The organism is Nocardioides sp. SLBN-35, from assembly GCF_006715725.1.
Taxonomy (GTDB): domain Bacteria; phylum Actinomycetota; class Actinomycetes; order Propionibacteriales; family Nocardioidaceae; genus Nocardioides.
Genome location: NZ_VFNU01000001.1, coordinates 1,882,680 through 1,906,021 on the forward strand (window position 1 = coordinate 1,882,680; position 23,342 = coordinate 1,906,021).

Consider the following 23,342-nt stretch of genomic DNA (forward strand, 5'->3'; position numbering starts at 1 on the left):
CAGGCTCAGTCCGCGACGGGCTGGCGCCGGTGCCACCAGCGGACCAGGCCGGCCGTGCGGTCGGTGCTGCCGCTGTCGACTCCGGCACGCACGTAGCGCAGCCAGTCGGTGGGCCGGTTCGACACCTGCCCGAGGACGTGGAGCCCCGCGGTCCGCATCTGCCGGACCAGCCGCGGGGTCACGAACCGCGGGTCGAGGGACACCCCGTCGGCCGTCCTGCGGACCTGGCGGACGCTCGGCCGGAAGCGGTGGGCGATCCAGATCGTCGGTACGTCGGGCAGCGCCTTCGCGGCGCGGTGCAGCAGCGCGGGCCTGAACGACAGCAGTCGGGCGTCGACGTCGGCCAGGGTGTCGCGCAGGTAGTGCCAGGTCTTCCTGCGCCAGCCGGGCGCCAGCTTGAGCTCGACGAGCAGCCCGACCCCGAGTCGCCGCGCCTCGGCGGCGTACGACTCCAGTGAGGGGACCTCGCCGCCGTCGCGCAGCCGGCAGGACCTCTGGATCCGGGCCAGGGTCCGGGCGATGACCCGGCCACGGCAGTCGGTCGTGCGGTCCAGGCGGGCGTCGTGCATCACGACCAGGCGCCCGTCCGCCGTCGGGCGTACGTCGAGCTCGGCCCGGTCGGCGCCGAGGGCTGCGGCATGGCGCAGGGCGCGCAGGCCGTTCTCGGTGCGGAGGCGTCCGATCGCGCCCCGGTGGGCGACCACCTCGAAGGTGCGGACACCGGCCGGCGACGTGCCGGTCGGCGCGGGTGTCTCGTCGGCCCGGGCCGCCGTCGGGGCCGAGCCGAGGATGCCGAGGGCCAGCAGGGCGGCGACGAGCAGCGAGGTGGTGCGCACGGCTCTCCTGGGTCGATCGGGACGGGCACGCAGAAGGGGCCCGGTCTTGCGACCGGGCCCCTTCTGTTCGGTACGCCATCAGGGACTCGAACCCCGAACCCGCTGATTAAGAGTCAGCTGCTCTGCCAATTGAGCTAATGGCGCCTTGCGTCTGAACGCGAGATGGAACATTACCAGCGTAGTGCGATCCGGGTGAAATCGCCGATGGCTCATCCGGCGTCCTCCGCGTCCGTCAGCACCTCCCGCACCCGCCGGAGCAGGTCGACGGCAGCCTCGAGCTCGTCGGCCGTCGCGACCTCGGACGTGCGCTCGGCCCAGGCGATGCGCCGCGGCCGGATCCGCTCGAGGGCGCGGCGTCCCTCGTCGGTGAGGTGGACCAACGGCGCCCGGGCGTCGGTGGGGTCCGGGGCGCGGACGACCAGGCCGGCGGCCTCGAGCTGGGCCACGGACTCGTTGGCGGACTGGCGGCGCATGCCGCGGCGCCGCGCGATGCCGGCGACGCTGAGGGGGCCGTGGGCCACGGCGCCGAGGGTCAGCCAGCGCGACGCGGTCAGGCCGTCCTCCGCGACGATCCGGTCGCCCGCCCTCGTGAAGGCGTCGGCGAGCCGGAACACCTCGTCGACCAGCTCGACCAGCGACCTCGCGGCGGTCATGCGCTCTCGCTCAGGCACACCAGGTGCCCGTCGGCGTCGCGGAGCACGGCCATCCGCTCGCCCCACGGCTGCGGGGCGGCGGGATCGGCGACGGCACCGCCGGCCGCGACCCAGCGCGTGACGGTGTCGTCCAGGGCCGTGGTCGCGAAGCCCACGGCGACAGCCGTGTCCGACGCGGTGGCGGGCCGTTCGTGCAGCATCAGCTCGACCCCGTCGGCGCTCGTCAGCCAGGCGAGGCCCGGGGCTCTGCGCGCCACCTCGAGGCCGAGGGCGTCGGCGTAGACGGCGAGCGCCCGCTCGATGCTGGTCACGGAGACGACGATGCGCCGCAGGGTCACGGTCGGGGTCATGGTCCGATCGTGGGCGATTGACAGGCTCCTGTCAATCTCGCCGCCCGGTGGCCTCGAGCACCGCGTGCGCGGCGTTGTGGCCGCCCAGTCCGGACACCGCGCCGCCGCGGCGGGCGCCCGACCCGCACAGGAGCACGCCGGGGTGGCCGGTCTGCACGCCCCACCGCTCGCCGGGAGTCTCGAGCCGGGCCCGGGCGGGTGCCCACGGCCACTCGAGGTCGCCGTGGAAGATGTGGCCGCCCGGCATGGCGAGGTCGGCCTCGATGTCCTGCGGGATCTTCGCCTCGATGCAGGGCTCGCCGGCCGGCGTACGCAGCACGACGGAGTCGATCGGGTCCTCGAGCACGGCGTCGAGCGACGCGATCGCCCGGCGCAGCGCCTCGGCGCGCATCCCGTCCGGGTCGGCGGCGAACAGCCGGGCGGGCGTGTGGAGGCCGAAGTAGGTCAGGGTGTGGGTGCCGGGCGGTACGTCGCCGAGGATCGACGGGTCGGTCAGCGAGTGGCAGTAGACCTCGCCGGGCAGCGGGTCGGGCAGCTCGCCGCGCTGGGCGGCCGCCCAGGCCACCTCGAGGTCGGCGGCGGTCTCGGCGAGGTGCAGGGTGCCGGCGAAGGCGACCTCGGGGTCGATGCCGGAGCGCAGCCGCGGCAGCCGCGAGAGCAGCAGGTTGACCTTGAGCTGGGCGCCCTCCGGCTTGGTCGCGGGGTCCTCGTCCTCGCCGAGCAGGATACGCAGCACCCAAGGCGCCACGTTGGCCAGCACGTGCGCGGCCTCCAGCGTGTGCTCCCGGGCCCCGTCGTGCCAGGTCACCGTGGCCGGGTCGCCGGGCCGGATCGCGCTCACGCCGGCACCGGTGACCAGCTCGGCCCCGGCGTCGGCAGCCGCACGCGCCAGCGCGTCGGTGACCGCGCCCATCCCGCCCACGGGCACCCGCCACTCGCCGGTCCCGTTGCCGATCAGGTGGTAGAGGAAGCACCGGTTCTGGACCAGCGACCGGTCGTGCAGCGAGGCGAAGGTGCCGATGAGCGCATCGGTGCCGACGACGCCGCGGACCAGGTCGTCGCGGAACCGGCGCCCGATCGCCGCGCCGATCGGCTGCTCGACGACGTCGCGCCAGATGTCCGGGTCCACCTGCGCGCGGAGCGCGGCGTCGGTCGCGAGCGGCTCGGTCAGGGTGGGCGCGACGGCCCGCGCCAGCCCGGAGACGCCGTCGTAGAACGCCCGCCAGGCGGCGTACTCGTCGTCGGACCCGGTCAGCTCCCGGAAGGACGCCCGCGTGGCCTCGCCCTCGGCCCGCTCGACGAGCAGCCCGGTGGCACGACCCTCGCGCACCGTCGGGGAGTACGACGCCGTCGGCCGGCTCACCAGCCGCAGGTCGAGCCCCAGGTCGGCCACCACTCGCTCGGGCAGCAGCGAGACCAGGTAGGAGTAGCGCGAGAGCCGGGTCGGGAAGCCGGGGAACGCCTGCGCGGAGACCGCTGCACCGCCCACGTGGGCGAGCCGCTCGAGCACCAGCACCGAGAGTCCGGCCCGCGCGAGGTAGGCCGCCGCGGTCAGGCCGTTGTGGCCGGCGCCCACGACGACGACGTCGTACTTCCCCCTGGTCATGGCTCGCACTCTAGGGGTGCGGGAATGCCCCACGGTGCGTTATGGTTGACATGGCAACCAACCCGACCAGCCACCTGGAGGTGGATGCGATGCCCGCCATCACCGTCGACGACCTGACTGTCCTGCCGCGCCTGAGGACGCCGGGCCTCGGCGACCAGCCGCGCCCGGTCTGGCAGGTGACCACCGCTCCGCAGGGCTACGAGGGGGAGGGCTTCCCGGTGCGGCGCGCGTTCGCCGGTATCGACATGAAGCACCTCGACCCGTTCATCATGATGGACCAGATGGGCGAGGTGGAGTACGCGCCGGGTGAGCCGAAGGGCACGCCCTGGCACCCGCACCGCGGCTTCGAGACCGTCACCTACATCATCGACGGCGTCTTCGACCACCAGGACAGCCACGGCGGTGGCGGCAGCATCACCAACGGCGACACCCAGTGGATGACCGCCGGCAGCGGGCTGCTGCACATCGAGACGCCGCCGGAGTGGCTGGTCCAGGCCGGCGGCCTGTTCCACGGCATCCAGCTGTGGGTCAACCTGCCGAAGACCGACAAGATGAACGACCCGCGCTACCAGGACATCCGCTCCGGCGAGGTCGCGCTGCTCGCCAGCGACGACGCGGGATCGCTGGTCCGGGTCATCGCCGGCAACGTGGACGGACACGCCGGCCCGGGCTCGACGTACAGCCCGATGACGCTCGTGCACGCCACCATCGAGCCCGGCGCCCGGCTCGACCTGCCGTGGCAGGTCGACTACAACGCGCTGGTCTACGTCCTCAACGGCTCAGGCACCGTCGGTGCCACCGAGCCGAGCCCGATGCACACCGGCCAGACCGCTGTCCTCGGTGCCGGCGACTACCTCACGATCACCGCCGACGGCCGGCAGGAGAGCCGCTCGCCCAAGCTCGACGTCATCGTCGTCGGCGGCCAGCCGATCCGCGAGCCGATCGCGTGGGCCGGTCCGTTCGTGATGAACACCAAGGCCGAGGTGATGGCCGCCTACGAGGACTTCCAGAAGGGCCGGTTCGGGCTTCCGATCGGCGGCTGACCCAGGCCGTGCCTACAGCGCCTTGGCGAAGAACGCCTCGGCGTACGGGTTGTCGTTGTAGCGCTCCACCCGCGCGTAGCCGGAGCGCTCGTACATCGCGATCGCCTCGCGCAGGGTCCCGTTCGTGTCGAGCACGACGCGGCGGTGGCCCTGTGCGGCGGCGAGCGACTCCAGGTGGCGCAGCATCCGCGCGCCCAGCCCGGCCCCGCGCCAGTCGGCGTGAACCCACATCCGCTTGATCTCGGCCGTCTCGTCGTCGAGCACCGGGCGGATCCCGCCGTACGCGACCGGCTCGCCGTCCGAGGTCGCGATGACGTACGTCGCGCCCGGCTCGCGGGCGTCCGGCCCGCCCGGGTCGAAGCCGTCGGGGAACCGTGCGTCGAGCTCGGCGACGTAGCGCCGGGTCGCGTCCCGGGCCAGCGGGTGGTCGGTCGGCACCTCGTCGAGCCGGACGGTCGCCGCGCGCACCAGCAGGTCGGCGGTGCGCAGTGCCTCGGCCAGTCGCTCCTGCTGGCGCGGGGTCAGCGGTGCGACCAGGCTGGCGGCGCGTTCCTCCGAGCGGCGCTCGAGGTCGTCGTACGCCGCCTCGCCGGCGGGCGTGAGGCGCACGACCCGGCGGCGGCGGTCGTCCGGGTCGGGCTCGGTCGCGACCAGGCCCTCGGCCTCGAGGCGGCGCAGCAGCCTCGACAGGTGGCCGGAGTCGAGGTCGAGCCGGTCACGCAGTGCCCGCACGCTCACCGCGGGGGAGCGGCCGACCTCGAACAGCAGCCGCGACACCGCGAGCGGCCGGCCGGTGCCGAGGAAGGACTCGTCGAGCACGCCGATGCGTTGGGTGTAGGTCCGGTTGAAGCGGCGCAGCACGTCCGTGAGCATTCTCTGACTTTAGTCAGACAATGGCCGTGGGCCAACGGTGGGTGCGCCGAAAAGCGGTCCGACCCCGGTTCCAGCGGAACCGGGGCCGACCTCGTTGGGGTGAGTAACGGGACTTGAACCCGCGACATCTGCGACCACAACGCAGCGCTCTACCAGCTGAGCTATACCCACCATCGACTCTTGCGAGCCGGGGACGAGTGTAGAGGGTAGCGCTGCCGAATCAGGAATCGGTGCCGGAAACGTGGCCACCGAGGCCGGTGATCGAGCCGCCGTGCCGTGCGGCCGCGTCCTTGGCCGCGTCGGAGTCGGGGCCGGGCAGGGGAACGAAGACCGTGTCGCGGTAGTAGCGCAGCTCCTCGATGCTCTCCTGGATGTCGGCCAGGGCGCGGTGGTTGCCGCGCTTGGTGGGCGCGTTGAAGTACGCGCGGGGGAACCAGCGCTTCGAGAGCTCCTTGATCGACGACACGTCGACGATCCGGTAGTGCAGGAAGGCGTCGAGCTCGGCCATGTCGCGGGCCACGAAGCCGCGGTCGGTCGCCACCGAGTTGCCGGCGAGCGGGGGACGGCTGTCGGGGCCGCACTGCTCGCGCAGGTAGGTCATCACCTGCTCCTCGGCCTCCCGCAGCGTCACGCCCCGGTCGAGCTCGGCGAGCAGGCCCGAGGTCTCGTGCATGTTCCGGACGAACTCGATCATCTGGTCGAGTGCCTCCGCGGGCGGCTTGATGATGACGTCGACGCCGTCGCCGAGGACGTTGAGGTCGAAGTCCGTCACCAGTGCCGCCACCTCGATGAGGGCGTCGGCCCCCAGGTCGAGCCCGGTCATCTCGCAGTCGATCCACACGAGTCGTTCGTTCACGAGGGAGGACACTACGCGCTCGGCAACGCACCCGGGGCGTTCTCAGGAGCCGCTCAGCGGACCCGGCTAGCCTCACCGGCATGAGGGACACCGGTCGATCGACGCTGGCCTGGGCGGGTCTGGCGGCTCGTCTGGTGACCGGCGTCGTGTGGATCGTGGCCGGTGGGCTGAAGATCACCGAGCCGACCGCGAGCATCAACGCGGTGCGTGCCTACCAGCTGCTGCCGTCCTCGGTCGCCGAGGCGGTCGGGATCGCGCTGCCCGCCGTCGAGCTGGTCGTCGGGCTGGCGCTCGTGCTCGGTGTGTTCACGCGGGGCGCCGCGGTGATCTCGGCGCTGTTGTTCCTGGCGTTCGTGGTCGGCATCTCCTCGGTGTGGGCGCGCGGCATCGAGATCGACTGCGGCTGCTTCGGTGGCGGCGGGACCAAGGCGGGTGCGACGTCGGCGTACCCCTGGGAGATCGCGCGCGACGTCGCGTTGCTGGCCGCGTCCCTGCTCGTCGCGTCCCTGCGCCGGACCCGGCTGTCCCTCGACGCCCTGTTGTTCGTCCACCGGCCCGAGGAGCGGGCCACCGAAGGAGCTGTGAGCTGATGTCGTCCAACTCGAAGGCCAGTGCGCGCGTGCAGAAGGCCGCCGAGCTGCGGGCCGCCCAGAAGAAGAGGGAGGCCCGGCGCCGGATCCTCACGATCGGTGGTGTCGCGCTGGCGATGATCCTGATCGTGGGCGGGGCGATCGCCGTCAGCCTGTGGCAGCAGGACAAGGACCAGAAGAAGCTCGAGCAGGCGGTCAGTGCCGAGAGCGACTACGGCGTCGCGATCGGGCCGTCGGACGCGCCGCACGACGTCGTGATCTACGAGGACTTCCTGTGCCCGTTCTGCGGCCAGCTCGAGAAGGCGACCCGGGACGACCTCGCCCGGCTCGCCGCCGACGGCAAGGTGCGCGTCGAGTACCGACCCTTCGACCTGCTCAGCCGGCTCGGCGACTACCCGATCCGCGCGACCAACGCCTTCGCGCTGGTCCTGGAGAAGTCGGGAGCCGACGTCGCGAAGAAGTTCCACGACCTGCTCTACGAGAACCAGCCGTCCGAGGAGGACCCGGGCGCGGTGACGAACGACGACCTGGTGAACCTCGCCGTCGAGGCCGGGGCCACCGAGAGCGACGTCCGCGACGGCATCGAGAACCTCTCCAAGAAGAGCTGGGTCGACGAGGCGACCGCCGAGGCGTCCAAGGCCGGTGTCACCGGTACGCCGACGATCCTGCTCGACGGCAAGGTCTTCCAGGACGGCCGCACCGTGCAGGAGCTCGCCACCAACCTGGTCTCCGAGCTGGAGTGAGCCGACCCGGGTGACCGGGAGCGGTTCCGGCTGGCAGGATCGGCGCGTGCTGAGCAACTTCGTCGCGGGCCTGCCCAAGGCCGAGCTCCACGTCCACCACGTCGGCTCCGCCTCACCGCGGATCGTGTCCGAGCTGGCCGCGCGCCATCCGGGCACGGTCCCCTCGGACCCGGACCTGCTGCGCGACTTCTTCGCGTTCCGCGACTTCGCCCACTTCATCGAGGTCTACCTCGCGGTCGTCGACCTGGTCCGCACGCCCGAGGACGTCCGCTACCTCACCTACGAGATCGCCCGCGAGCTCCACGAGGGGCAGTCGGTCCGGTACGCCGAGCTCACCTGCACGCCGTACACCTCCGTGCTGCCCGACGATCCCGACCGCGGGATGCCGATCGAGGCCTACACCGAGGCGATCGAGGACGCGCGGGTCGCCGCGGAGCGTGACTTCGGCCTGGTGCTGCGCTGGATCTACGACGTCCCGGGGGAGTCGGGGGTCCCGGCCGCCGACGCGACCCTGGGCTTCGCGCTCGACCACGCGCCCGAGGGCCTGGTGGCGTTCGGGCTCGGCGGGCCCGAGATCGGAGTGCCGCGCGACTGGTTCGTCCCGCACTTCGAGGCGGCCCGGGCCGCCGGGCTGCACTCGGTCCCGCACGCCGGCGAGACCACGGGCCCGGAGACGATCTGGACCTCGCTGCGCGACCTCGGCGCCGAGCGGATCGGGCACGGCACCTCCGCGGCCGCCGATCCCGCGCTCCTGGCCCACCTCGCCGAGCACAGGATCCCGCTCGAGGTCTGCCCGTCCTCCAATGTCGCCACCCGTGCGGTCGCCTCGCTCGCCGAGCACCCGCTGCCGGCGTTCGTCGAGGCCGGTGTCGTGGTGACGATCAACTCCGACGACCCGCCGATGTTCGGCACCACCCTCAACCGCGAGTACGAGATCGCCGCCGACCTGCTCGGCCTCGACGAGTCCGGCCTGGTCGACCTCGCGCTCGCCGGGGTGGACGCGTCCTTCGCCCCCGACGACGTGAAGGGGCGGCTCCGGGCCGAGGTCGCGTCGTACGCCGCAGGTGCGCGATGAGCCGGTCGCCGTTCGAGCTGTTCGACATCGACTCCCTCCTGTCCGAGGAGGAGGTCGCGATGCGCGCCACCGTGCGCGCGTTCGTGGAGGCGAAGGTGCGCCCCCACGTCGCCGACTGGTACGAGTCGGCCACCATCCCCGCGCGGGACCTGGCGCTCGAGCTCGGCGGGCTCGGGGTGCTGGGGATGCACCTTGAGGGCTACGGCTGCGCGGGGACCAGTGCGACGGCGTACGGCCTCGCGTGCCTCGAGCTCGAGGCGGCCGACTCCGGCCTGCGCTCGCTGGTCTCGGTGCAGGGCTCGCTGGCGATGTTCGCGATCTGGAAGTGGGGATCGGACGAGCAGAAGGAGACCTGGCTGCCGCGGATGGCGAGAGGCGAGGCGATCGGCTGCTTCGGGCTGACCGAGCCCGACTTCGGCTCCAACCCGGCGGGGATGCGGACCCGCGCGGTGCGCGACGGCGACGGCTGGGTGCTGAGCGGCAACAAGATGTGGATCACCAACGGCTCGGTCGCCGACGTCGCGGTGGTGTGGGCGCAGACCGAGGAGGGGATCCGCGGGTTCGTCGTACCGACGTCGACGGAGGGCTTCTCGGCGCCGGAGATCAAGAAGAAGATGTCGTTGCGGGCGTCGGTGACCTCCGAGCTGGTGCTCGAGGACGTCCGGCTGCCCGGCTCGGCGGTGTTCCCCGACGTGCGCGGCCTGCGCGGCCCGCTGTCGTGCCTGGACGAGGCGCGGTTCGGGATCGTGTTCGGTGCGCTCGGTGCGGCGCGCGACTGCCTGGACACGGCGATCTCGTACGCGAAGGACCGGGAGATCTTCGACAAGCCGCTGGCGTCGTACCAGCTCACGCAGGCCAAGCTCGCCGACCTGTCGCTCGAGCTCGGCAAGGGGATGCTGCTGGCGCTGCACCTGGGCCGGCTCAAGGACTCCGGGCGCCTGGCGGCCGAGCAGGTCAGCCTCGGCAAGCTCAACAACGTGCGCGAGGCGATCGCGATCGCGCGGGAGTGTCGCACGATCCTCGGGGCGGCCGGGATCACGCTGGAGTACCCGGTCATGAGGCATGCCAACAACCTCGAGTCGGTGCTGACCTACGAGGGCACCAGCGAGGTCCACCAGCTCGTCATCGGCCGCGCGCTGACCGGCGAGGCGGCGTTCCGGTAAGCCTGGATCCGTGGACGGGCGCCGTAGCGAGCGGCGCTACGGGTGCGGGCTGGCAAGGCGCAGGCACGAGGGCAGTCTGGTTGCACTGTCGAGTGTCTGCAACGCCGCCAGGGCGTGCCCGTGGGGCCGCGTAGTAGGTGGCCGTTCGCGGATCCAGGCTAAGGACGAACGAGCCCCACGGGGCTCATACCTCCCGCGGGGCTGGTTCCTTTGTACGTCGGGCGCCGGGTCAGCCGGGGGAGGCGCGCCGCAGTCTCCGGGCGGTCGCGTACGAGTGCTCGCGCAGCTGCTCCACCCACGAGTACTGCTGCAGTCCCGGCAGCGGGTTGACCACCGGGTCGAACGAGACCTCGTCCTCGGGCGGCAGGGCCGTCTCCAGGGTCAGGTCGGCGAAGCGGTGCCACTCCCGGCCGACGGTGGCCCAGGACAGGTGGTAGCCGCGGACGTCGACAGGTTGCGCACCGATCACCAGCGGTCCCGCCGGGCTGCGGTAGGGCAGCAGCGAGGTGAGCGGCGTGTGCGCGCTCCATGCCGGTAGCAGCAGGTGGCGGGTCACCGGGTTCCAGCCGGTGCTGGCGAGCAGCAGGTCGCCGGACCCGGTCGGGCCCTCGCGCAGCCGCAGCGCGAGACCCTGGACGTCCGGCACCCGGCCGGGCAGCCCGACCGCCCGCGACACTCGGACCGTCACCTCGTCCTCGCCGGCCTGGTCGATCCACGGCACGCCGATCGGGGAGTCGGACCCGGCCCGGACCAGGCGGCCGGCGTACATCTTGCCCTCGGGATGCAGCGGCTTCTCCGACGGGGGGCGGAGCGCGGCGACTCCGCGGGTGAGGGTGGACAGGGCGTGGCCGGCCAGGTCGGCTGCGGCGTTGATCACGGAGCTCATGACCGGGGCGGTACCCGGTCGTGGGCTGCTCAGCGATCGCTATGCGCTGTGCAGGCGGGCCGGCGGCAGCGCCCGGGCACGCCAGCGGCCGCCGTCGTGGTCGACCTCGATCGGGTGCTCGAAGGTGCGGGTGATCGTCTCGGTCGTCACCGTCTCGGCGACCGGGCCGGCCGCGACGACCTGGCCGTGCGCGAGCAGCAGCGCGTGGGTCGTGGTGGTCGGCAGCTCCTCGAGGTGGTGGGTGACCAGCACCGAGGCCACCTCCGGCGCGGTGTGAGCCAGCCGGTCGAGGACCGTCAGCAGCTGTTCGCGGGCCGCCACGTCGAGGCCGGTCGTCGGCTCGTCGAGCAGCAGGAGCTGCGGCTGCGCGAGGAGCGCTCGGGCGATGAGAGCCCGGCCGCGCTCACCCTGCGAGAGGTGCGGCCAGCGGGCGTCGCGGCGGTGGGCGAGGCCGACCTCGGCGATCAGCTCGTCGGCAGTGCGGGCCTGCTCGTCGGTCGGCGCCCAGCGCATCGGCAGCTCGACGGTGCCGGTGATCCCGGTGAGCACGACCTGGTGCACGGTGAGAGCGGTCTGCAGCGGGTGGCGCGGGTTGACGTGCCCGATGTGGCGACGCAGCTCCTGCAGCTCGACCCGGCCCAGGCGCTTGCCGAGCACGTCGACCGTCCCGGACGTCGGGTGCACCTGCGCGCTGCAGAACCCGAGCAGCGTGCTCTTCCCCGCGCCGTTCGGGCCGAGCAGTGCCCAGTGCTCGCCCGCGCGGACGGTGAGGTCGACACCGTGCAGGATCTCGCTGCCGCCGCGGCGGAAGACGACGTCGGTGAGGTCGAGGACGGTGCTGCTCATGTCAGGCTCTCCTTGAGCGAGGTGAGGTGGGTGCGGCTCAGCAGGGCCGCGGACGCGGCGTCGCGTTCGGCGATCGCCCGGCACAGCTGGTCGTGCGCGTCGTGGTCGGTGACGTGGTCGAAGCCCGGTCGCAGCCGCAGCATCTCGACCATCGCGGCCCGGCTGCGCGGCACGAAGCCGTCGAACAGCTCGACCAGGACGGGGTTGTGGGCCGCCACCACGACGGCCCGGTGGAAGGCCATGTCGGCGTCGACGTGGGCCTCGATGTCGGTACGGCGCTCGGCCCGGTCGGCCAGAGCTCGCCGGATCGCGCGCAGCTCGGTCGGCGTACGCCGCTCGGCTGCCAGCGCGGCCGCCTCGGCCTCGATCGCGGTGCGCGCCTCGATCACCGTGACGATGTCGGCCCGCCGCAGCACGAGGTCCCAGTCCTCGCGCACGTCGAGCGCGGTGAGGAAGACCCCCGCGCCCTGGCGCGTGGTGAGCAGGCCGCGTCCCGCCAGCTGCCGGATCGCCTCCCGCACCGTCGAGCGCCCCACGCCCAGCTGCGGCGCCAGCGTGGTCTCCCCGGGCAGCCGCTGCCCGAGCCGCCACTCGCCCGCGCGGATCCGCGCGAGGAGCAGCTCCGCCGCCTGGTCGGCGAGCGGCTCGCGTCGTACCTGTGCGGGCATGGGCTGCAGCCTTGTCTACTTGTCTGAGGAGTGGCTGCGGAAAGGATACTCGACTTCGCCTGGCGTCGGGCGGGTGAGAGTGACCCAGCGGTCACCCTCGCCCACCCGACTCCTCGCTGGCGCCCCCGGCAGGATTCGAACCTGCGACCCAGGAATTAGAAGGCCCTTGCTCTATCCAGCTGAGCTACGGAGGCAGAGCGACGAGGGTACCGCTGTGACCGGGCGGGATCGGAATGCCGATTGCGGAATACCCCTAGGGGGTATTAGGTTCGCTCTTGTGAGGTCACACGGAACGGAGCAGCCATGAACCCCCGCAACGCCATCGCCGCCAGCGCCACCCTGCACTGCCTGACCGGTTGCGCGATCGGGGAGATCGCCGGCCTGATGATCGGCGCGGCGGTCGGCCTGTCGAACCTGCAGACCATGGCGCTGGCGATCGGCCTGGCGTTCGTGTTCGGCTACGCGCTCTCGTCGCTGCCGCTGGTCGGTGCCGGCATGGGCCTGGGCAAGGCGCTCAAGCTGGTCCTGGCCGCCGACACGATCTCGATCATCGTGATGGAGATCGTCGACAACGCGGTGATGGCCGCGATCCCCGGCGCGATGGACGCGGGTCTGGTCGACCCGGTCTTCTGGCTCGGGATGATGATCGCCCTCTCGGCGGCGTTCCTGGCCGCCTTCCCGGTCAACCGCTACCTCATCGACCGCGGCAAGGGCCACGCCCTCCACCACGGCGCCCACGGCACCCACGGCGCCGACGGCCACGCAGACCACCACGCAGACCACCACGCCCACGGATCGGAGCACCACGCATGAACGTCACCACCCTCGCCGCCGGCGTGATCGGCTTCCTGCTCGGCGGCCTGGTCGTCTCGACCGCCGCCGAGCTGGAGAAGGACGACGGGCCGGCCCACGGAGTGGACCGCCCCGCCGTCGTGCAGGTGCGCTGACCCGGCTCAGTGCCCGGCGATCGCCGCCGCCACCGCGTGGTGCACCTCGGGGTGGAACACCGACGGCATGATGAACGACGCGTTCAGCTCCTCGTCGCGCACGACGTGCGCGATGGCCGCCGCGGCCCGCAGCATCATCTCCATGGTCACCTCGGAGGCCCGGGCGTCGAGGAGGCCCCGGAACACGCCCGGGAAGGCGAGCACGTTGTTGATCTGGTTGGGGAAGTCGGAGCGGCCCGAGGCCACGACCGCCGCGAACCTGGCGGCGGCGGCCGGGTCGACCTCGGGGTCGGGGTTCGCGAGGGCGAACACGACCGGGTCGGCGGCCATGGACTGGATCCACTCGGGCTTGAGGATGCCGGGGGCGCTCACGCCGATGAACACGTCGGCGCCCTCGAGCACCTGCTGCAACCCGCCGGTACGACGGTCCCGGTTGGTCAGCGCGGCCAGCTCCTGGTGCGCCTCGGACAACCCGGCGTCACCCTCGACCAGCGCGCCGTGCCGGTCGATCACGACGACGTCGTGCGCGCCGGCGGCGAGCAGTAGCTTGACGATCGCGGTGCCGGCCGCGCCGCCGCCGGAGACGACGACGCGCGCCGTACCGATCTCCTTCTTGACCACGCGCAGCGCGTTGGTGAGAGCGGCGAGGACCACGATCGCGGTGCCGTGCTGGTCGTCGTGGAAGACGGGGATGTCGAGGCTCTCGCGCAGCCGGGCCTCGATCTCGAAGCAGCGCGGGGCGGCGATGTCCTCGAGGTTGATGCCGCCGAACCCGGGCGCGATCAGCTCGACCGCGCGCACGATCTCGTCGGTGTCCTGGGTGTCGAGGCAGATCGGCCAGGCATCGATCTCGCCGAAGCGCTTGAACAGCGCGGCCTTGCCCTCCATCACCGGCAGCGCGGCGCCGGGGCCGATGTTGCCGAGGCCGAGCACCGCCGAGCCGTCGGTGACGACGGCGACGGCGTTGCCCTTGATGGTCAGGCGGCGTACGTCGTCGGGGTTCTCGTAGATCGCCATCGACACCCGGCCCACGCCGGGGGTGTAGGCCAGTGACATGTCGTCGCGGGTGCGCAGCGGCACCTTGGAGGCGACCTCGATCTTGCCGCCGAGGTGGATCAGGAAGGTCCGGTCCGAGACCTTGTGGACCTCGACGCCCTCGACCGCGGCGACGGCGGCCTGGAGCTCGGCCGCGTGCTCGGCGTCGGCGGCCGAGCAGGTGACGTCGACGGTGAGGCGGTGCGCGCTCGAGTCGGCGACGTCGATCGCGGTCACCATCCCGCCCGCGCTGGCGATGGCTGTGGCGACCTCGCCCACGACACCGTGGTCGACGGTGGTGTGCAGGCGCATCGTGATGGAGTACGACGAGGCAGTGGCGGTCTTGGAGGGCACGGTCCCAGTCTCGACCCGCCCCGGGGTTACTCGGAAGTCGCAGGCAACCCCGGGCCGACGTCCCGGACTACTTCTGGTGCGTGTGGGCGACGTACACGTCGCAGGAGGCGTGCGCCGCGACGTCGCGCGCGATGCTGCCGAGCACCCGCCCCGCGATGCCCTGGACCCGCTTGTTGCCGACCACGATCAGGTCCGCGCCCAGGGCCTCGGCGGTCGCGACCAGCGCCTCACCGGGCTTGCCCTCCGCGGCGCCGCTCGTGATCTGGACGTCCGGGTACGCCGCACGCAGGGTCGTGGTGATCTTGGCGGCGACGTCCTCGGCATCCTTCTCGGAGCTGAGGTACATCGTGTCGCTGCCGATCTTCACGGTCTCCTGCTCGAACTTCCCGTAGGCGGAGACCACGTGCAGCCGCGCGCCCAGGGCACCGGCGAGCACGGCCGCCCGCTCGGCCGCCGCCGTCGCGGTCTCGCTGCCGTCCACCCCTGTCACGATCGTCTTGTCCGCCATCGCTCTCTCCTGTTCGCGTCTGCTGGGGGCACAACCTAGCGTGACGGGGGTCACATCACCCGCGCAGGGTGCCCATCCACTCCTCGATGGCGTCCGGCGTGCGGGGGAGGGCGGACGAGAGGTTCGCGACGCCGTCGGCGGTGACCACGACGTCGTCCTCGATCCGGATGCCGATCCCGCGCAGCTCCTCGGGGACGAGCAGGTCGTCGGCCTGGAAGTAGAGGCCGGGCTCGACGGTCAGCACCATGCCCTCCACCAGCTCCGCCTCGCGGTACGCCTCGGGCGCGGCCTGGCCGCAGTCGTGGACGTCCATGCCGAGCATGTGGCTCACGCCGTGCAGCGTCCAGCGGGCGTAGACCCGGGAGTCGGGGGAGAGCGCCTCGTCGACCGACACGGGAAGCAGTCCGAGGTCGTCGAGCCCGTGGGCGAGCACGTCCATGGCGGCGTCGTGCCCGGCGAGGAAGCGCTCGCCGGGGCGCAGCGCGGCCAGCGCGGCGTCCTGCGAGCGCAGCACCAGCGAGTAGAGGTCGCGCTGCAGCGGCGTGAAGGTGCCGCTGACCGGCAGGGTGCGGGTGACGTCGGCGGTGTAGAGGTTCGCGCCCTCGACACCCATGTCGAGCAGGATCAGCTCACCGGGTACGACGGCACCGGAGTTCTCGATCCAGTGCAGGGTCGTGGCGTGGGAGCCGTTGGCGACGATCGAGTCGTAGCCGAGGTCGTTGCCCATGGTGCGCGCGCGCCGGAAGAAGGTGCCCTCGAGCCAGCGCTCGCCGTGCTCGATCACGCGGTCCCACTCGCGCACGCAGTCCTCGAAGCCGAGCGCGGTGGCGTCGACCGCGGCCTGCAGCTCGGCGACCTCCCAGGCGTCCTTGACCAGGCGCATCTCGGAGGCGACCCGGGCCAACTCGGCATCGCGGGCCTCGTCGCCGGCGACCAGGCGGTCGACGCCGGCCGAGACGCCACGGTGCACGCGGGTCTTCGTGCCCTGTGCCAGGTCGGCCTCGAGCTGGTCGATGTGCTTGACGGTCAGCCCGAGCGCGGCCTCCAGCTCAGCGGCCGAGGGGCGCTTGCCGGCCCACAGCGCGCCGTACTGCCGGTCGCGGAAGAACTCGTCGCTGTCGCGCCCCGAGCGCGGCCGCGCGTAGAGCACCGACGAGCCGTCGGGCTCGACGACCAGCACGGCGTCGGAGGTGTGGTTGCCCGAGAAGTAGGAATGGGCCGTGTCGGCGCGGAAGCGGTAGTCGGTGTCGTAGGCGCGCACCTTGTAGCCGCCGCCCGGCAGCACCAGGCGCTCACCAGGGAACGCCTCGGCCAGCCGGGAGCGGCGTACGGCGGCCAGGTCGGCGACCGGGTGACGGGTGACGTCGTCCTCGCGCTCGTCCCAGCCGGTCCGCATGAAGGCGGCGTAGGCCTCGGGGACGGCCGGGTCGTGCTGCTCGGTCTTGGGGGCGTTCTGGGGGGTGTCGTTGGGGGTGTCCGCACTCACACCCCTCAATGTACGCTCGCTCACCTCACCGGCGATCGGGGGCGCGGGGACCGCTCCGGATAGGGTTCCCCCATGCCCGCAGTCCGCCGCAACAGCCTTGCCTTCACGGTCGTCGTGACCGTGGCGGTGGTGCTCGGCGCCCTGCTCACGCTGCTGATCCTCGCGCTGTCCGGCGCCCCGCGCATCACCCTGCTCGCCACCGCGCTGGCCGCGCTGCCGGTCGGGCCGGTGCTGGCGGCGTACCTCTGGCTGGACCGCTACGAGCCCGAGCCGCGCACGCTGCTCGTCGCCGGCCTCGGGTGGGGCGCCTTCGTGGCGACCATGGCCGCGATCGTCGTCCAGGGCCTCGGCGGCCTGCTGGTGGGCTTCACCGACACCCTCTCCCTGGCGTTCGTCGCGCCGGTGATCGAGGAGGCCAGCAAGGGCCTGTTCCTGGTGCTGCTGCTGTGGTGGCGCCGCGCGGAGGTCGACGGGATCCTCGACGGCATCGTCTATGCCGGCATGGTCGGCGTCGGCTTCGCGTTCACCGAGAACATCCTCTATCTCGCCGCGGCCTGGAACGGCACCGACGGGATGGGGCCCGGCGGCATCGAGGCGATCACCGGCACCTTCGTGGTGCGCTGCATCTTCAGCCCGTTCGCGCACCCGCTCTTCACCGCGTTCACCGGCGTCGGGATCGGCCTGGCCGTCTCCACCCGCCGCCCGGCGCTGCGCTGGCTGGCCCCGATCGGCGGCTACCTGCTGGCCGTCCTCGCCCACGCGACCTGGAACGGCTCCACGGTGTTCGGCTTCGGCAGCTTCGCGATCGTGTACGTCGTGATCATGGCGCCCGCGTTCATCGGCATGATCGCGCTCGCCTGGTGGGCGCGCGAGACCGAGGCGCACCTGCTGCGGGTCGCGCTCACCGACGCCGCCCAGCGCGGGCTGCTGCCCGCCACCGACATCGGCTGGGTCGTGAACCTGCGGGGCCGCCGCGAGGCCCGCCGCTTCGCCCGCCAGGCCGGCGGGCCCGACGCCGAGCGGGCGATGCGCGACTACCAGCAGGCCGCCATCGAGCTCGGCTTCCTGCACCACCGGCTGCTGCGCGGCACCGCGCCGGCCGACTGGCAGGTGCGCGGACAGGACTTCCTCGGTCGGATCCAGGCGGCCCGACCGCGGATCGCATTTCCCGGACAGGTGGTACCCCAGCGATGACCCTCGGCGCCGATCTCAACGAGACCTTCCTCGGGAGCAGGATGCTCACCGAGGTGGTCCGGCTGCACGGATCCCTCCTCAACGCGCCGCTGCCGCTCGACCTGCCCGGGGTCGGCGCGCTGCGCGTGGGCCGCGAGCACATCATCGAGCAGCTCGAGGACTACATCATCCCGCGGCTCACCGAGATCGACGCGCCCCTGCTCGTCGTCGTCGGCGGCTCGACCGGCGCCGGCAAGTCCACGCTGGTCAACACCCTCGTCGGCAGCCGGGTCACCGTCCCCGGCCTGCTGCGGCCCACGACCCGCTCTCCCGTCGTGGTCCACCACCCCGAGGACGGCCGTTGGTTCGGCGCCGACCGGCTGCTGCCCGAGCTGGCCCGGGTGAGCCAGCCGACCAACGACCAGTTCGCGATCCAGCTGGTCCCCAGCGCCGCCGTACCCCGTGGGCTGGCGATCCTCGACGCCCCCGACGTCGACTCGGTCGACGAGCGCAACCGTGAGCTGTCCTCCCAGCTGCTCGCCGCCGCCGACCTGTGGCTGTTCGTCACGTCCGCGGCGCGCTACTCCGACCAGGTCCCGTGGGACCACCTCAAGAACGCCGTCGACCGCAACACGGCCGTGGCGCTCGTCCTGAGCCGTACGTCGGCCGACGACGTCGCGACCGTCTCGGTCCACCTCGCCCGGATGATGGCCGCCCGCGGTCTCAAGGACAGCCCGCTGTTCGCCGTACCGCAGGGCGAAGTGAGCGAGGAGGGGCTGCTGCCGGCGTCGTACGGCACCGAGATCAACGGCTGGCTCGCCGCGCTCGCCTCCGACGCCGCCGCCAAGCGCGACGTCGTCAACCAGACCGTCGCCGGCGCGGTGCGCACCGTGACCCGCAAGGCGTTTCCGATCGCCGACGCCGTCGCGCTCCAGGTCGACGCGGTGGGCGAGTTGCTCACCCTGGCCGACCAGGTGTACGACGACGCACAGGCCGCGCTCCTGTCCGCTGCCGGCGACGGCACGCTGCTGCGCGGCGACCTGCTGGCCCGCTGGCAGGAGTTCGTCGGCAGTGGCGAGCTGACCCGCACCCTGGAGGCCAAGGTCGGCTTCGTGCGCGAGCGCCTGGTCAACGCGATCAAGGGCAAGCCGCAGCAGGCCGAGCGGGTGGGCGTCGCGATCGAGATGGGCCTCGAGGCGCTCGTCGCAGACCACGCCGAGCGCGCCGCGGCGACCGCGGCCGCCGCCTGGCGCGAGCGGTCCTACGGCGAGGCGCTGCTGAAGTCGACGACCGACGACCTCGCCCGGGCCGGACGCGGGCTGCGCTCGCAGGCCGAGCAGGAGATCCGCGCCTGGCACGACGAGCTCCAGGAGCTGGTCAAGCACGAGGCAGGCGACGCGCGGCACAGCGCCCGCTTCCTCGCCCTCGGCGCCCGCGGCCTCGCGGTCACCCTCGGTGTCGTGGCCCTCGCCGGACCCGACACCCCCGGCGCCTCCGGCGCCGCAGCCGAGTCGGTCCGGCTGGGCCGCACCCTGCTGGAGAGCACGATCGGCGAGTCCGGCGCGGCCCGCGTGGTCGACCAGGCCCGCGGCACGCTGGTGCGCCGGCTGACGACGTTGATGGGCGCCGAGCGTGCCCGCTACCTCGCGCCGGCCGCCCAGTGGGAGCTCAAGCCCGACGCGCCGGACCAGCTGCGCCAGGCGGCACGACGAGTCGACGACCTGCGGTTCGCCGCGGCCAAGAAGGGGACGGGTGGACACCTGTGACGGCACCGCAGACTGAGGAGACCGACGGCGGGATCCCCGGCGACCTCGCGACCCGGGGGACGCCGATCGCGGCGCGCGTCGACGGGCTCGGCGCGGCGGTCGAGGCCGCGCGCGGCCGGGTGGCCGACGCGCTGCTCGACGACGTCGCCGCAGCCGTCGAGAAGTCCACCGGCCGACTGCGCCTCTCGGCCCGCCACACGGTCGTCGCCATCGCCGGCGCCACCGGCTCCGGCAAGTCGTCGACGTACAACGCGCTGACCGGGCTCGAGCTCTCCTCGGTCGGCATCCGCCGTCCCACGACCTCGTGGGCCACCGCCGTCGTGTGGGGCAGCCAGGGCGCCGGCGAGCTGCTCGACTGGCTCGGCATCCCGCCGCGTCACCAGACGATGCGCGACTCGATGCTCGACACCCCCTCGGAGTCCGAGCTCGACGGCGTCGTCCTCCTCGACCTGCCCGACCACGACTCCACCGAGGTCGCCCACCACCTCGAGGTCGACCGGCTCGTGGCCGTCTCCGACCTGATGGTGTGGATCCTGGACCCGCAGAAGTACGCGGACGCGGCCGTCCACGACCGCTACTTCAAGCCGATGAGCACCCACCAGGACGTGATGCTGGTCGCGCTCAACCACATCGACACGGTGCCGGTCGAGCGCCGCCAGGCGATGGTCGACGACGTCCGGCGGCTGCTCGCCGAGGACGGCCTCCCCAACGTCCAGGTGCTGCCGATCTCGGCCCGGGAGGGCATCGGCATGGCCGAGCTCCGCGCCGAGATCCTGCGCCGGGTGCACGACAAGCGCAGCACCACCCTGCGCGTCGAGGCCGACATCGCCGCCGCGGCCGCTCGCCTGGAGCAGGCCGGCGGTACGACCCCCGTCCGGGAGCTTCCCGCCCGGCGGATCGAGGAGGTCGAGGACCGGGTCGCCGACGCCGCCGGTGTCTCCGCGGTCGTCGAGGGCATCGAGCGCACCGTGGGGGAGCGGGCGCGGGGCGCGGTCACCTGGCCGCCGCTCGCGCTGCTCGGCCGCGGCGACGACGAGGTACCGCGCGGCGAGCCCGCCGTCGCGCCGCTGGACCGGGCGGCGGTCGACACCACCGTCCGCGCCCTGGCCGACGAGGCGTCCGAGGGCGTCGGGCCGGCCTGGGCCCCGCGCCTGCGCGGCGCCATCGGGTCCGGGCTGGCCGCCACCGGCGACAAGCTCGAGAAGGGCCTGCAGGGCGTCGACCTCGGCGGCAGGCTGCCAGCCTGGGTGAGCCTGGTCCGCCTGCTCCACTGGCTGCTGCTCCTCACCGCCGTCGGCGGCTTCGCGTGGTGGATCGTCGCCGCCGTCCAGGGCGCGACCGGCGACCTCACGAAGGTCGCCGGCCTCCCGCTCCCGGCCGTGCTCGGCATCGGCGGGCTGGTGCTCGGCCTGGTGCTCGCGGTCGTCGGCCGGATGCTCGTGCGCGGCCTCGCCCGGCAGCGTGCCGACCAGGCCGACGAGCGGCTGCGCGGAGTCGTGCACCAGGTCCTCGACAGCGACGTGGTGCAGCCGCTGCGCACCGAGGTCGCGTCGTACACCGCCTTCCGGCGTGGTGTGGAGACCGCCCGCGGCTGACCACAGGCGTCCCTGCGGCCCCCGTCCGGGCCCTCGGTCATCCACAGCCGTCCCTCGCCGCATCTCCTGTCCACAGCCCGTGCCGGCGCCCGGGACCATCGTCGGGGCCGTGGCGTGGACTGTCCTCGACCGGCCGCTCCCGCGACCGGCACCGACGAAGGGAGATCCGATGAACCAGACCATGGTCACCGTGCAGGGCTGGATCGGCACGACGCCGATGCTCAGGGAGGTCGCCGGCGTGCCGGTGCTCAACTTCCGGCTGGGCTGCACCCCGCGCCACTTCAACCGCACCACCGGCTCGTGGGCCGACAGCGAGACCCAGTGGTACGGCGTCAGCGCCTGGCGCCGTCTCGCCAGCAACGCGGAGCCGTCGTTGCGCCAGGGCGACCCCGTCGTCGTGCACGGCAGGCTCGACCACCGGACCTACGTCAACAAGGCCGGGATCGAGGTCGTCGCGCTCGAGATCGACGCCGTCACCATCGGTCACGACCTCACCCGCGGCACGGCGAGCTTCGTCAAGGTGGCGGCTCCCGGCTCGGCCAGTGACCCCGAGCGCGACGGCGAGGTCGCCGCTGCGTAGATTTGGGGCGTGGCTGAATACGTCCTCTCCCTTCGCAACGTTCGCAAGGCCCACGGCGACAAGGTGGTCCTCGACAACGTCACGCTGTCGTTCCTGCACGGCGCGAAGATCGGCGTCGTCGGCCCCAACGGCATGGGCAAGTCCTCGCTGCTCAAGCTGATGGCCGGGCTCGACGTCCCCAACAACGGCGACATCGTCCGCGACCCCGACGCGACGGTCGGCATGCTCCAGCAGGAGCCGCCGCTGACCGAGGGCAAGACGGTGCTCGAGAACGTCGAGGAGGCGGTCGCCGACACGAAGGCCAAGATGAAGCGCCTCGAGGACGCCTACATGGAGATGGGCGACCCCGACGCCGACCAGGACGCGCTCATGGCAGAGACCGGCGAGCTGCAGACCGAGCTCGACAACATGAACGCGTGGGACCTCGACAGCCGCCTCGAGCAGGCGATGGACGCGCTGCGCTGCCCGCCGTCCGACGCGCTGGTCGACAACCTGTCCGGTGGTGAGCGCCGCCGGGTGGCGCTGTGCAAGCTGCTCCTCCAGCAGCCCGACCTGCTGCTCCTCGACGAGCCCACCAACCACCTCGACGCCGAGTCGGTCCAGTGGCTCGAGGGTCACCTCAAGAGCTACCCGGGCGCCGTCCTGGCGGTGACCCACGACCGCTACTTCCTCGACAACGTCGCCCAGTGGATCGCCGAGGTCGACCGCGGCTCGATCCACGGCTACGAGGGCAACTACTCGACGTACCTCGAGACCAAGAAGGAGCGGCTCAAGGTCGAGGGCGCCAAGGACGCCAAGCGCGCCAAGATGCTGGAGAAGGAGCTGGAGTGGGTCCGCTCCAACGCCAAGGCTCGCCAGACCAAGTCCAAGTCGCGTCTGGCCCGCTACGAGGAGCTGGCCGCCGAGGCCGACAAGGCGCGCAAGATCGACGCCGCCGACATCAACATCCCGCCGGGCCCGCGGCTCGGTGACGTCGTCCTCGAGGCCGAGCACCTCACCAAGGGGTTCGAGGACCGGATCTTGTGGAACGACATCTCCTTCACGCTGCCGCGCGCCGGCATCGTGGGCGTCGTCGGCCCCAACGGCGTCGGCAAGACGACGCTGTTCCGGATGATCACCGGCGGCGAGGAGCCCGACTCCGGCAAGCTCACCGTCGGTCAGACCGTGAAGATCTCCTACGTCGACCAGAGCCGCGGTGGCATCGACCCCAACAAGAACGTCTGGGAGGTCGTCTCCGACGGCCTGGACTTCATCAAGGTCGCCAACTTCGAGATGAACAGCCGCGCCTACGTCGCCTCGTTCGGATTCAAGGGGCCCGACCAGCAGAAGAAGGCCGGGGTGCTCTCCGGTGGTGAGCGCAACCGCCTCAACCTGGCGCTCACCCTCAAGCAGGGCGGCAACATGCTGCTCCTCGACGAGCCGACCAACGACCTCGACGTCGAGACGCTGTCCTCCCTCGAGGATGCGCTGCTCGACTTCCCCGGCTGCGCCGTGGTCACCTCCCACGACCGCTGGTTCCTCGACCGGATCGCGACCCACATCCTCGCCTGGGAGGGCACCGAGGAGAACGAGGGCGAGTGGTTCTGGTTCGAGGGCAACTTCGCGTCCTACGAGGAGAACAAGATCGAGCGCCTCGGCCTCGAGGCGGCCCGTCCGCACCGTGTGACGCACCGCCGCCTCACCCGCGACTGATCGACCGGTGACCACGGG

The 23,342-nt window shown here is 72.5% G+C and carries 24 protein-coding genes and 3 tRNA genes; 12 read left to right on the forward strand and 15 right to left on the reverse strand.

Annotated elements, in window-relative coordinates:
- Positions 1–5: 5 nt before the first annotated feature.
- The 5 genes from FBY23_RS25925 to FBY23_RS09165 form a co-directional block, all read right to left on the reverse strand.
- The gene (locus FBY23_RS25925; protein WP_160158197.1) at positions 6–836 is read right to left on the reverse strand and encodes a glycerophosphodiester phosphodiesterase family protein; all 831 of its coding nucleotides are present in this window, start codon (positions 834–836) and stop codon (positions 6–8) included.
- A gap of 71 nt (positions 837–907) precedes the next feature.
- A tRNA-Lys gene (locus FBY23_RS09150) sits at positions 908–980 on the reverse strand.
- A 65-nt stretch (positions 981–1,045) separates the two neighbouring features.
- A complete protein-coding gene (locus FBY23_RS09155; RefSeq protein ID WP_141797864.1) occupies positions 1,046–1,489 on the reverse strand; it encodes a MarR family winged helix-turn-helix transcriptional regulator in 444 nt (147 codons plus the stop codon).
- The gene (locus FBY23_RS09160; RefSeq protein WP_141797865.1) at positions 1,486–1,839 is read right to left on the reverse strand and encodes a VOC family protein; all 354 of its coding nucleotides are present in this window, start codon (positions 1,837–1,839) and stop codon (positions 1,486–1,488) included. The genes FBY23_RS09155 and FBY23_RS09160 overlap by 4 nt, the downstream gene beginning before the upstream one ends.
- A gap of 31 nt (positions 1,840–1,870) precedes the next feature.
- Positions 1,871–3,445 carry an NAD(P)/FAD-dependent oxidoreductase gene (locus FBY23_RS09165; RefSeq protein ID WP_141797866.1) on the reverse strand — a complete coding sequence of 525 codons (1,575 nt, stop codon included), beginning with the start codon at positions 3,443–3,445 and terminating at the stop codon, positions 1,871–1,873.
- A gap of 89 nt (positions 3,446–3,534) precedes the next feature.
- Between FBY23_RS09165 and FBY23_RS09170 the strand changes: the two genes are divergently transcribed.
- On the forward strand, positions 3,535–4,488 hold the full coding sequence (locus tag FBY23_RS09170) for a pirin family protein (protein WP_141797867.1): 954 nt from the start codon (positions 3,535–3,537) through the stop codon (positions 4,486–4,488).
- Positions 4,489–4,500: 12 nt separating this feature from the next.
- On the opposite strand, the gene FBY23_RS09175 is transcribed toward FBY23_RS09170, so the two are convergent.
- The 3 genes from FBY23_RS09175 to orn form a co-directional block, all read right to left on the reverse strand.
- Complete coding sequence (locus FBY23_RS09175) at positions 4,501–5,361, reverse strand: helix-turn-helix domain-containing GNAT family N-acetyltransferase (protein WP_141797868.1); 861 nt, start codon at positions 5,359–5,361, stop codon at positions 4,501–4,503.
- Positions 5,362–5,456: 95 nt separating this feature from the next.
- A tRNA-His gene (locus tag FBY23_RS09180) sits at positions 5,457–5,532 on the reverse strand.
- A 49-nt stretch (positions 5,533–5,581) separates the two neighbouring features.
- Positions 5,582–6,217: an oligoribonuclease gene (orn, locus tag FBY23_RS09185; protein ID WP_141797869.1), complete on the reverse strand. Its 636-nt coding sequence runs from the start codon at positions 6,215–6,217 to the stop codon at positions 5,582–5,584.
- A gap of 80 nt (positions 6,218–6,297) precedes the next feature.
- Here orn and FBY23_RS09190 point away from each other — a divergent pair, with 80 nt between their 5' ends.
- Genes FBY23_RS09190 through FBY23_RS09205 form a run of 4 tightly spaced genes read left to right on the forward strand, consistent with a single transcriptional unit; the run spans position 6,298 to position 9,788 of the window.
- Positions 6,298–6,807, forward strand: a complete 510-nt coding sequence (locus FBY23_RS09190) for a MauE/DoxX family redox-associated membrane protein (protein ID WP_141797870.1) — start codon at positions 6,298–6,300, stop codon at positions 6,805–6,807.
- Positions 6,807–7,550: a thioredoxin domain-containing protein gene (locus FBY23_RS09195; RefSeq protein WP_141797871.1), complete on the forward strand. Its 744-nt coding sequence runs from the start codon at positions 6,807–6,809 to the stop codon at positions 7,548–7,550. Before FBY23_RS09190 ends, FBY23_RS09195 begins: the two co-directional genes overlap by 1 nt.
- 46 nt (positions 7,551–7,596) lie before the next feature.
- A complete protein-coding gene (locus tag FBY23_RS09200; protein ID WP_260805847.1) occupies positions 7,597–8,625 on the forward strand; it encodes an adenosine deaminase in 1,029 nt (342 codons plus the stop codon).
- Entirely contained in the window at positions 8,622–9,788 is a 1,167-nt protein-coding gene (locus tag FBY23_RS09205; protein ID WP_141797872.1) for an acyl-CoA dehydrogenase family protein, read from the forward strand. The genes FBY23_RS09200 and FBY23_RS09205 overlap by 4 nt, the downstream gene beginning before the upstream one ends.
- Before the next feature lie 229 nt (positions 9,789–10,017).
- On the opposite strand, the gene FBY23_RS09210 is transcribed toward FBY23_RS09205, so the two are convergent.
- The 4 genes from FBY23_RS09210 to FBY23_RS09225 all read right to left on the reverse strand — a co-directional run bounded on the left by FBY23_RS09210 (position 10,018) and on the right by FBY23_RS09225 (position 12,382).
- A complete protein-coding gene (locus tag FBY23_RS09210; RefSeq protein ID WP_141797873.1) occupies positions 10,018–10,674 on the reverse strand; it encodes a hypothetical protein in 657 nt (218 codons plus the stop codon).
- A gap of 39 nt (positions 10,675–10,713) precedes the next feature.
- Positions 10,714–11,520, reverse strand: a complete 807-nt coding sequence (locus FBY23_RS09215; protein ID WP_141797874.1) for an ABC transporter ATP-binding protein — start codon at positions 11,518–11,520, stop codon at positions 10,714–10,716.
- Entirely contained in the window at positions 11,517–12,188 is a 672-nt protein-coding gene (locus tag FBY23_RS09220; RefSeq protein ID WP_141797875.1) for a FadR/GntR family transcriptional regulator, read from the reverse strand. Before FBY23_RS09220 ends, FBY23_RS09215 begins: the two co-directional genes overlap by 4 nt.
- A 117-nt stretch (positions 12,189–12,305) precedes the next feature.
- Positions 12,306–12,382: transfer RNA gene (locus FBY23_RS09225), tRNA-Arg, on the reverse strand.
- A 109-nt stretch (positions 12,383–12,491) separates the two neighbouring features.
- On the opposite strand from FBY23_RS09225, the gene FBY23_RS09230 reads away from it, so the two are divergent.
- Positions 12,492–13,001 (forward strand): DUF4396 domain-containing protein, encoded by a 510-nt coding sequence (locus FBY23_RS09230; RefSeq protein ID WP_174245197.1) that lies wholly within the window; start codon positions 12,492–12,494, stop codon positions 12,999–13,001.
- Positions 12,998–13,135: a hypothetical protein gene (locus tag FBY23_RS25930; protein WP_160158198.1), complete on the forward strand. Its 138-nt coding sequence runs from the start codon at positions 12,998–13,000 to the stop codon at positions 13,133–13,135. The genes FBY23_RS09230 and FBY23_RS25930 overlap by 4 nt, the downstream gene beginning before the upstream one ends.
- 6 nt (positions 13,136–13,141) lie before the next feature.
- Here the strand turns inward: FBY23_RS25930 and FBY23_RS09235 are convergent, their stop codons facing one another.
- From FBY23_RS09235 to FBY23_RS09245, 3 genes are all read right to left on the reverse strand, one after another.
- A complete protein-coding gene (locus FBY23_RS09235) occupies positions 13,142–14,482 on the reverse strand; it encodes an NAD-dependent malic enzyme (protein ID WP_141800951.1) in 1,341 nt (446 codons plus the stop codon).
- Positions 14,483–14,591: 109 nt separating this feature from the next.
- The gene (locus FBY23_RS09240) at positions 14,592–15,032 is read right to left on the reverse strand and encodes a universal stress protein (protein WP_141797876.1); all 441 of its coding nucleotides are present in this window, start codon (positions 15,030–15,032) and stop codon (positions 14,592–14,594) included.
- Positions 15,033–15,087: 55 nt separating this feature from the next.
- On the reverse strand, positions 15,088–16,518 hold the full coding sequence (locus tag FBY23_RS09245) for an aminopeptidase P family protein (RefSeq protein WP_260805848.1): 1,431 nt from the start codon (positions 16,516–16,518) through the stop codon (positions 15,088–15,090).
- A gap of 72 nt (positions 16,519–16,590) precedes the next feature.
- Between FBY23_RS09245 and FBY23_RS09250 the strand changes: the two genes are divergently transcribed.
- The 5 genes from FBY23_RS09250 (at position 16,591) to ettA (ending at position 23,324) form a co-directional block, all read left to right on the forward strand.
- The gene (locus FBY23_RS09250) at positions 16,591–17,712 is read left to right on the forward strand and encodes a PrsW family intramembrane metalloprotease (RefSeq protein WP_141797877.1); all 1,122 of its coding nucleotides are present in this window, start codon (positions 16,591–16,593) and stop codon (positions 17,710–17,712) included.
- Positions 17,709–19,457 carry a dynamin family protein gene (locus tag FBY23_RS09255; RefSeq protein ID WP_141797878.1) on the forward strand — a complete coding sequence of 583 codons (1,749 nt, stop codon included), beginning with the start codon at positions 17,709–17,711 and terminating at the stop codon, positions 19,455–19,457. Before FBY23_RS09250 ends, FBY23_RS09255 begins: the two co-directional genes overlap by 4 nt.
- The gene (locus tag FBY23_RS09260) at positions 19,454–21,052 is read left to right on the forward strand and encodes a GTPase (RefSeq protein WP_260805849.1); all 1,599 of its coding nucleotides are present in this window, start codon (positions 19,454–19,456) and stop codon (positions 21,050–21,052) included. Before FBY23_RS09255 ends, FBY23_RS09260 begins: the two co-directional genes overlap by 4 nt.
- 169 nt (positions 21,053–21,221) lie before the next feature.
- The gene (locus FBY23_RS09265; RefSeq protein ID WP_141797879.1) at positions 21,222–21,632 is read left to right on the forward strand and encodes a single-stranded DNA-binding protein; all 411 of its coding nucleotides are present in this window, start codon (positions 21,222–21,224) and stop codon (positions 21,630–21,632) included.
- A gap of 9 nt (positions 21,633–21,641) precedes the next feature.
- Positions 21,642–23,324 (forward strand): energy-dependent translational throttle protein EttA, encoded by a 1,683-nt coding sequence (gene ettA / locus FBY23_RS09270; RefSeq protein WP_141797880.1) that lies wholly within the window; start codon positions 21,642–21,644, stop codon positions 23,322–23,324.
- The last annotated feature ends 18 nt before the right edge of the window (positions 23,325–23,342 follow it).

Excerpts from the sequence above, each read along its gene's own strand:
- FBY23_RS09155 (WP_141797864.1), bottom strand. The coding sequence starts at position 1,489 with ATGACCGCCGCGAGGTCGCTGGTCGAGCTGGTCGACGAGGTGTTCCGG.
- FBY23_RS09160 (WP_141797865.1), bottom strand. The coding sequence starts at position 1,839 with ATGACCCCGACCGTGACCCTGCGGCGCATCGTCGTCTCCGTGACCAGC.
- FBY23_RS09165 (WP_141797866.1), bottom strand. The coding sequence starts at position 3,445 with ATGACCAGGGGGAAGTACGACGTCGTCGTCGTGGGCGCCGGCCACAAC.
- FBY23_RS09170 (WP_141797867.1), top strand. The coding sequence starts at position 3,535 with ATGCCCGCCATCACCGTCGACGACCTGACTGTCCTGCCGCGCCTGAGG.
- FBY23_RS09175 (WP_141797868.1), bottom strand. The coding sequence starts at position 5,361 with ATGCTCACGGACGTGCTGCGCCGCTTCAACCGGACCTACACCCAACGC.
- FBY23_RS09190 (WP_141797870.1), top strand. The coding sequence starts at position 6,298 with ATGAGGGACACCGGTCGATCGACGCTGGCCTGGGCGGGTCTGGCGGCT.
- FBY23_RS09195 (WP_141797871.1), top strand. The coding sequence starts at position 6,807 with ATGTCGTCCAACTCGAAGGCCAGTGCGCGCGTGCAGAAGGCCGCCGAG.
- FBY23_RS09205 (WP_141797872.1), top strand. The coding sequence starts at position 8,622 with ATGAGCCGGTCGCCGTTCGAGCTGTTCGACATCGACTCCCTCCTGTCC.
- FBY23_RS09210 (WP_141797873.1), bottom strand. The coding sequence starts at position 10,674 with ATGAGCTCCGTGATCAACGCCGCAGCCGACCTGGCCGGCCACGCCCTG.
- FBY23_RS09215 (WP_141797874.1), bottom strand. The coding sequence starts at position 11,520 with ATGAGCAGCACCGTCCTCGACCTCACCGACGTCGTCTTCCGCCGCGGC.
- FBY23_RS09220 (WP_141797875.1), bottom strand. The coding sequence starts at position 12,188 with ATGCCCGCACAGGTACGACGCGAGCCGCTCGCCGACCAGGCGGCGGAG.
- FBY23_RS09230 (WP_174245197.1), top strand. The coding sequence starts at position 12,492 with ATGAACCCCCGCAACGCCATCGCCGCCAGCGCCACCCTGCACTGCCTG.
- FBY23_RS25930 (WP_160158198.1), top strand. The coding sequence starts at position 12,998 with ATGAACGTCACCACCCTCGCCGCCGGCGTGATCGGCTTCCTGCTCGGC.
- FBY23_RS09235 (WP_141800951.1), bottom strand. The coding sequence starts at position 14,482 with ATGCGCCTGCACACCACCGTCGACCACGGTGTCGTGGGCGAGGTCGCC.
- FBY23_RS09240 (WP_141797876.1), bottom strand. The coding sequence starts at position 15,032 with ATGGCGGACAAGACGATCGTGACAGGGGTGGACGGCAGCGAGACCGCG.
- FBY23_RS09250 (WP_141797877.1), top strand. The coding sequence starts at position 16,591 with ATGCCCGCAGTCCGCCGCAACAGCCTTGCCTTCACGGTCGTCGTGACC.
- FBY23_RS09255 (WP_141797878.1), top strand. The coding sequence starts at position 17,709 with ATGACCCTCGGCGCCGATCTCAACGAGACCTTCCTCGGGAGCAGGATG.
- FBY23_RS09265 (WP_141797879.1), top strand. The coding sequence starts at position 21,222 with ATGAACCAGACCATGGTCACCGTGCAGGGCTGGATCGGCACGACGCCG.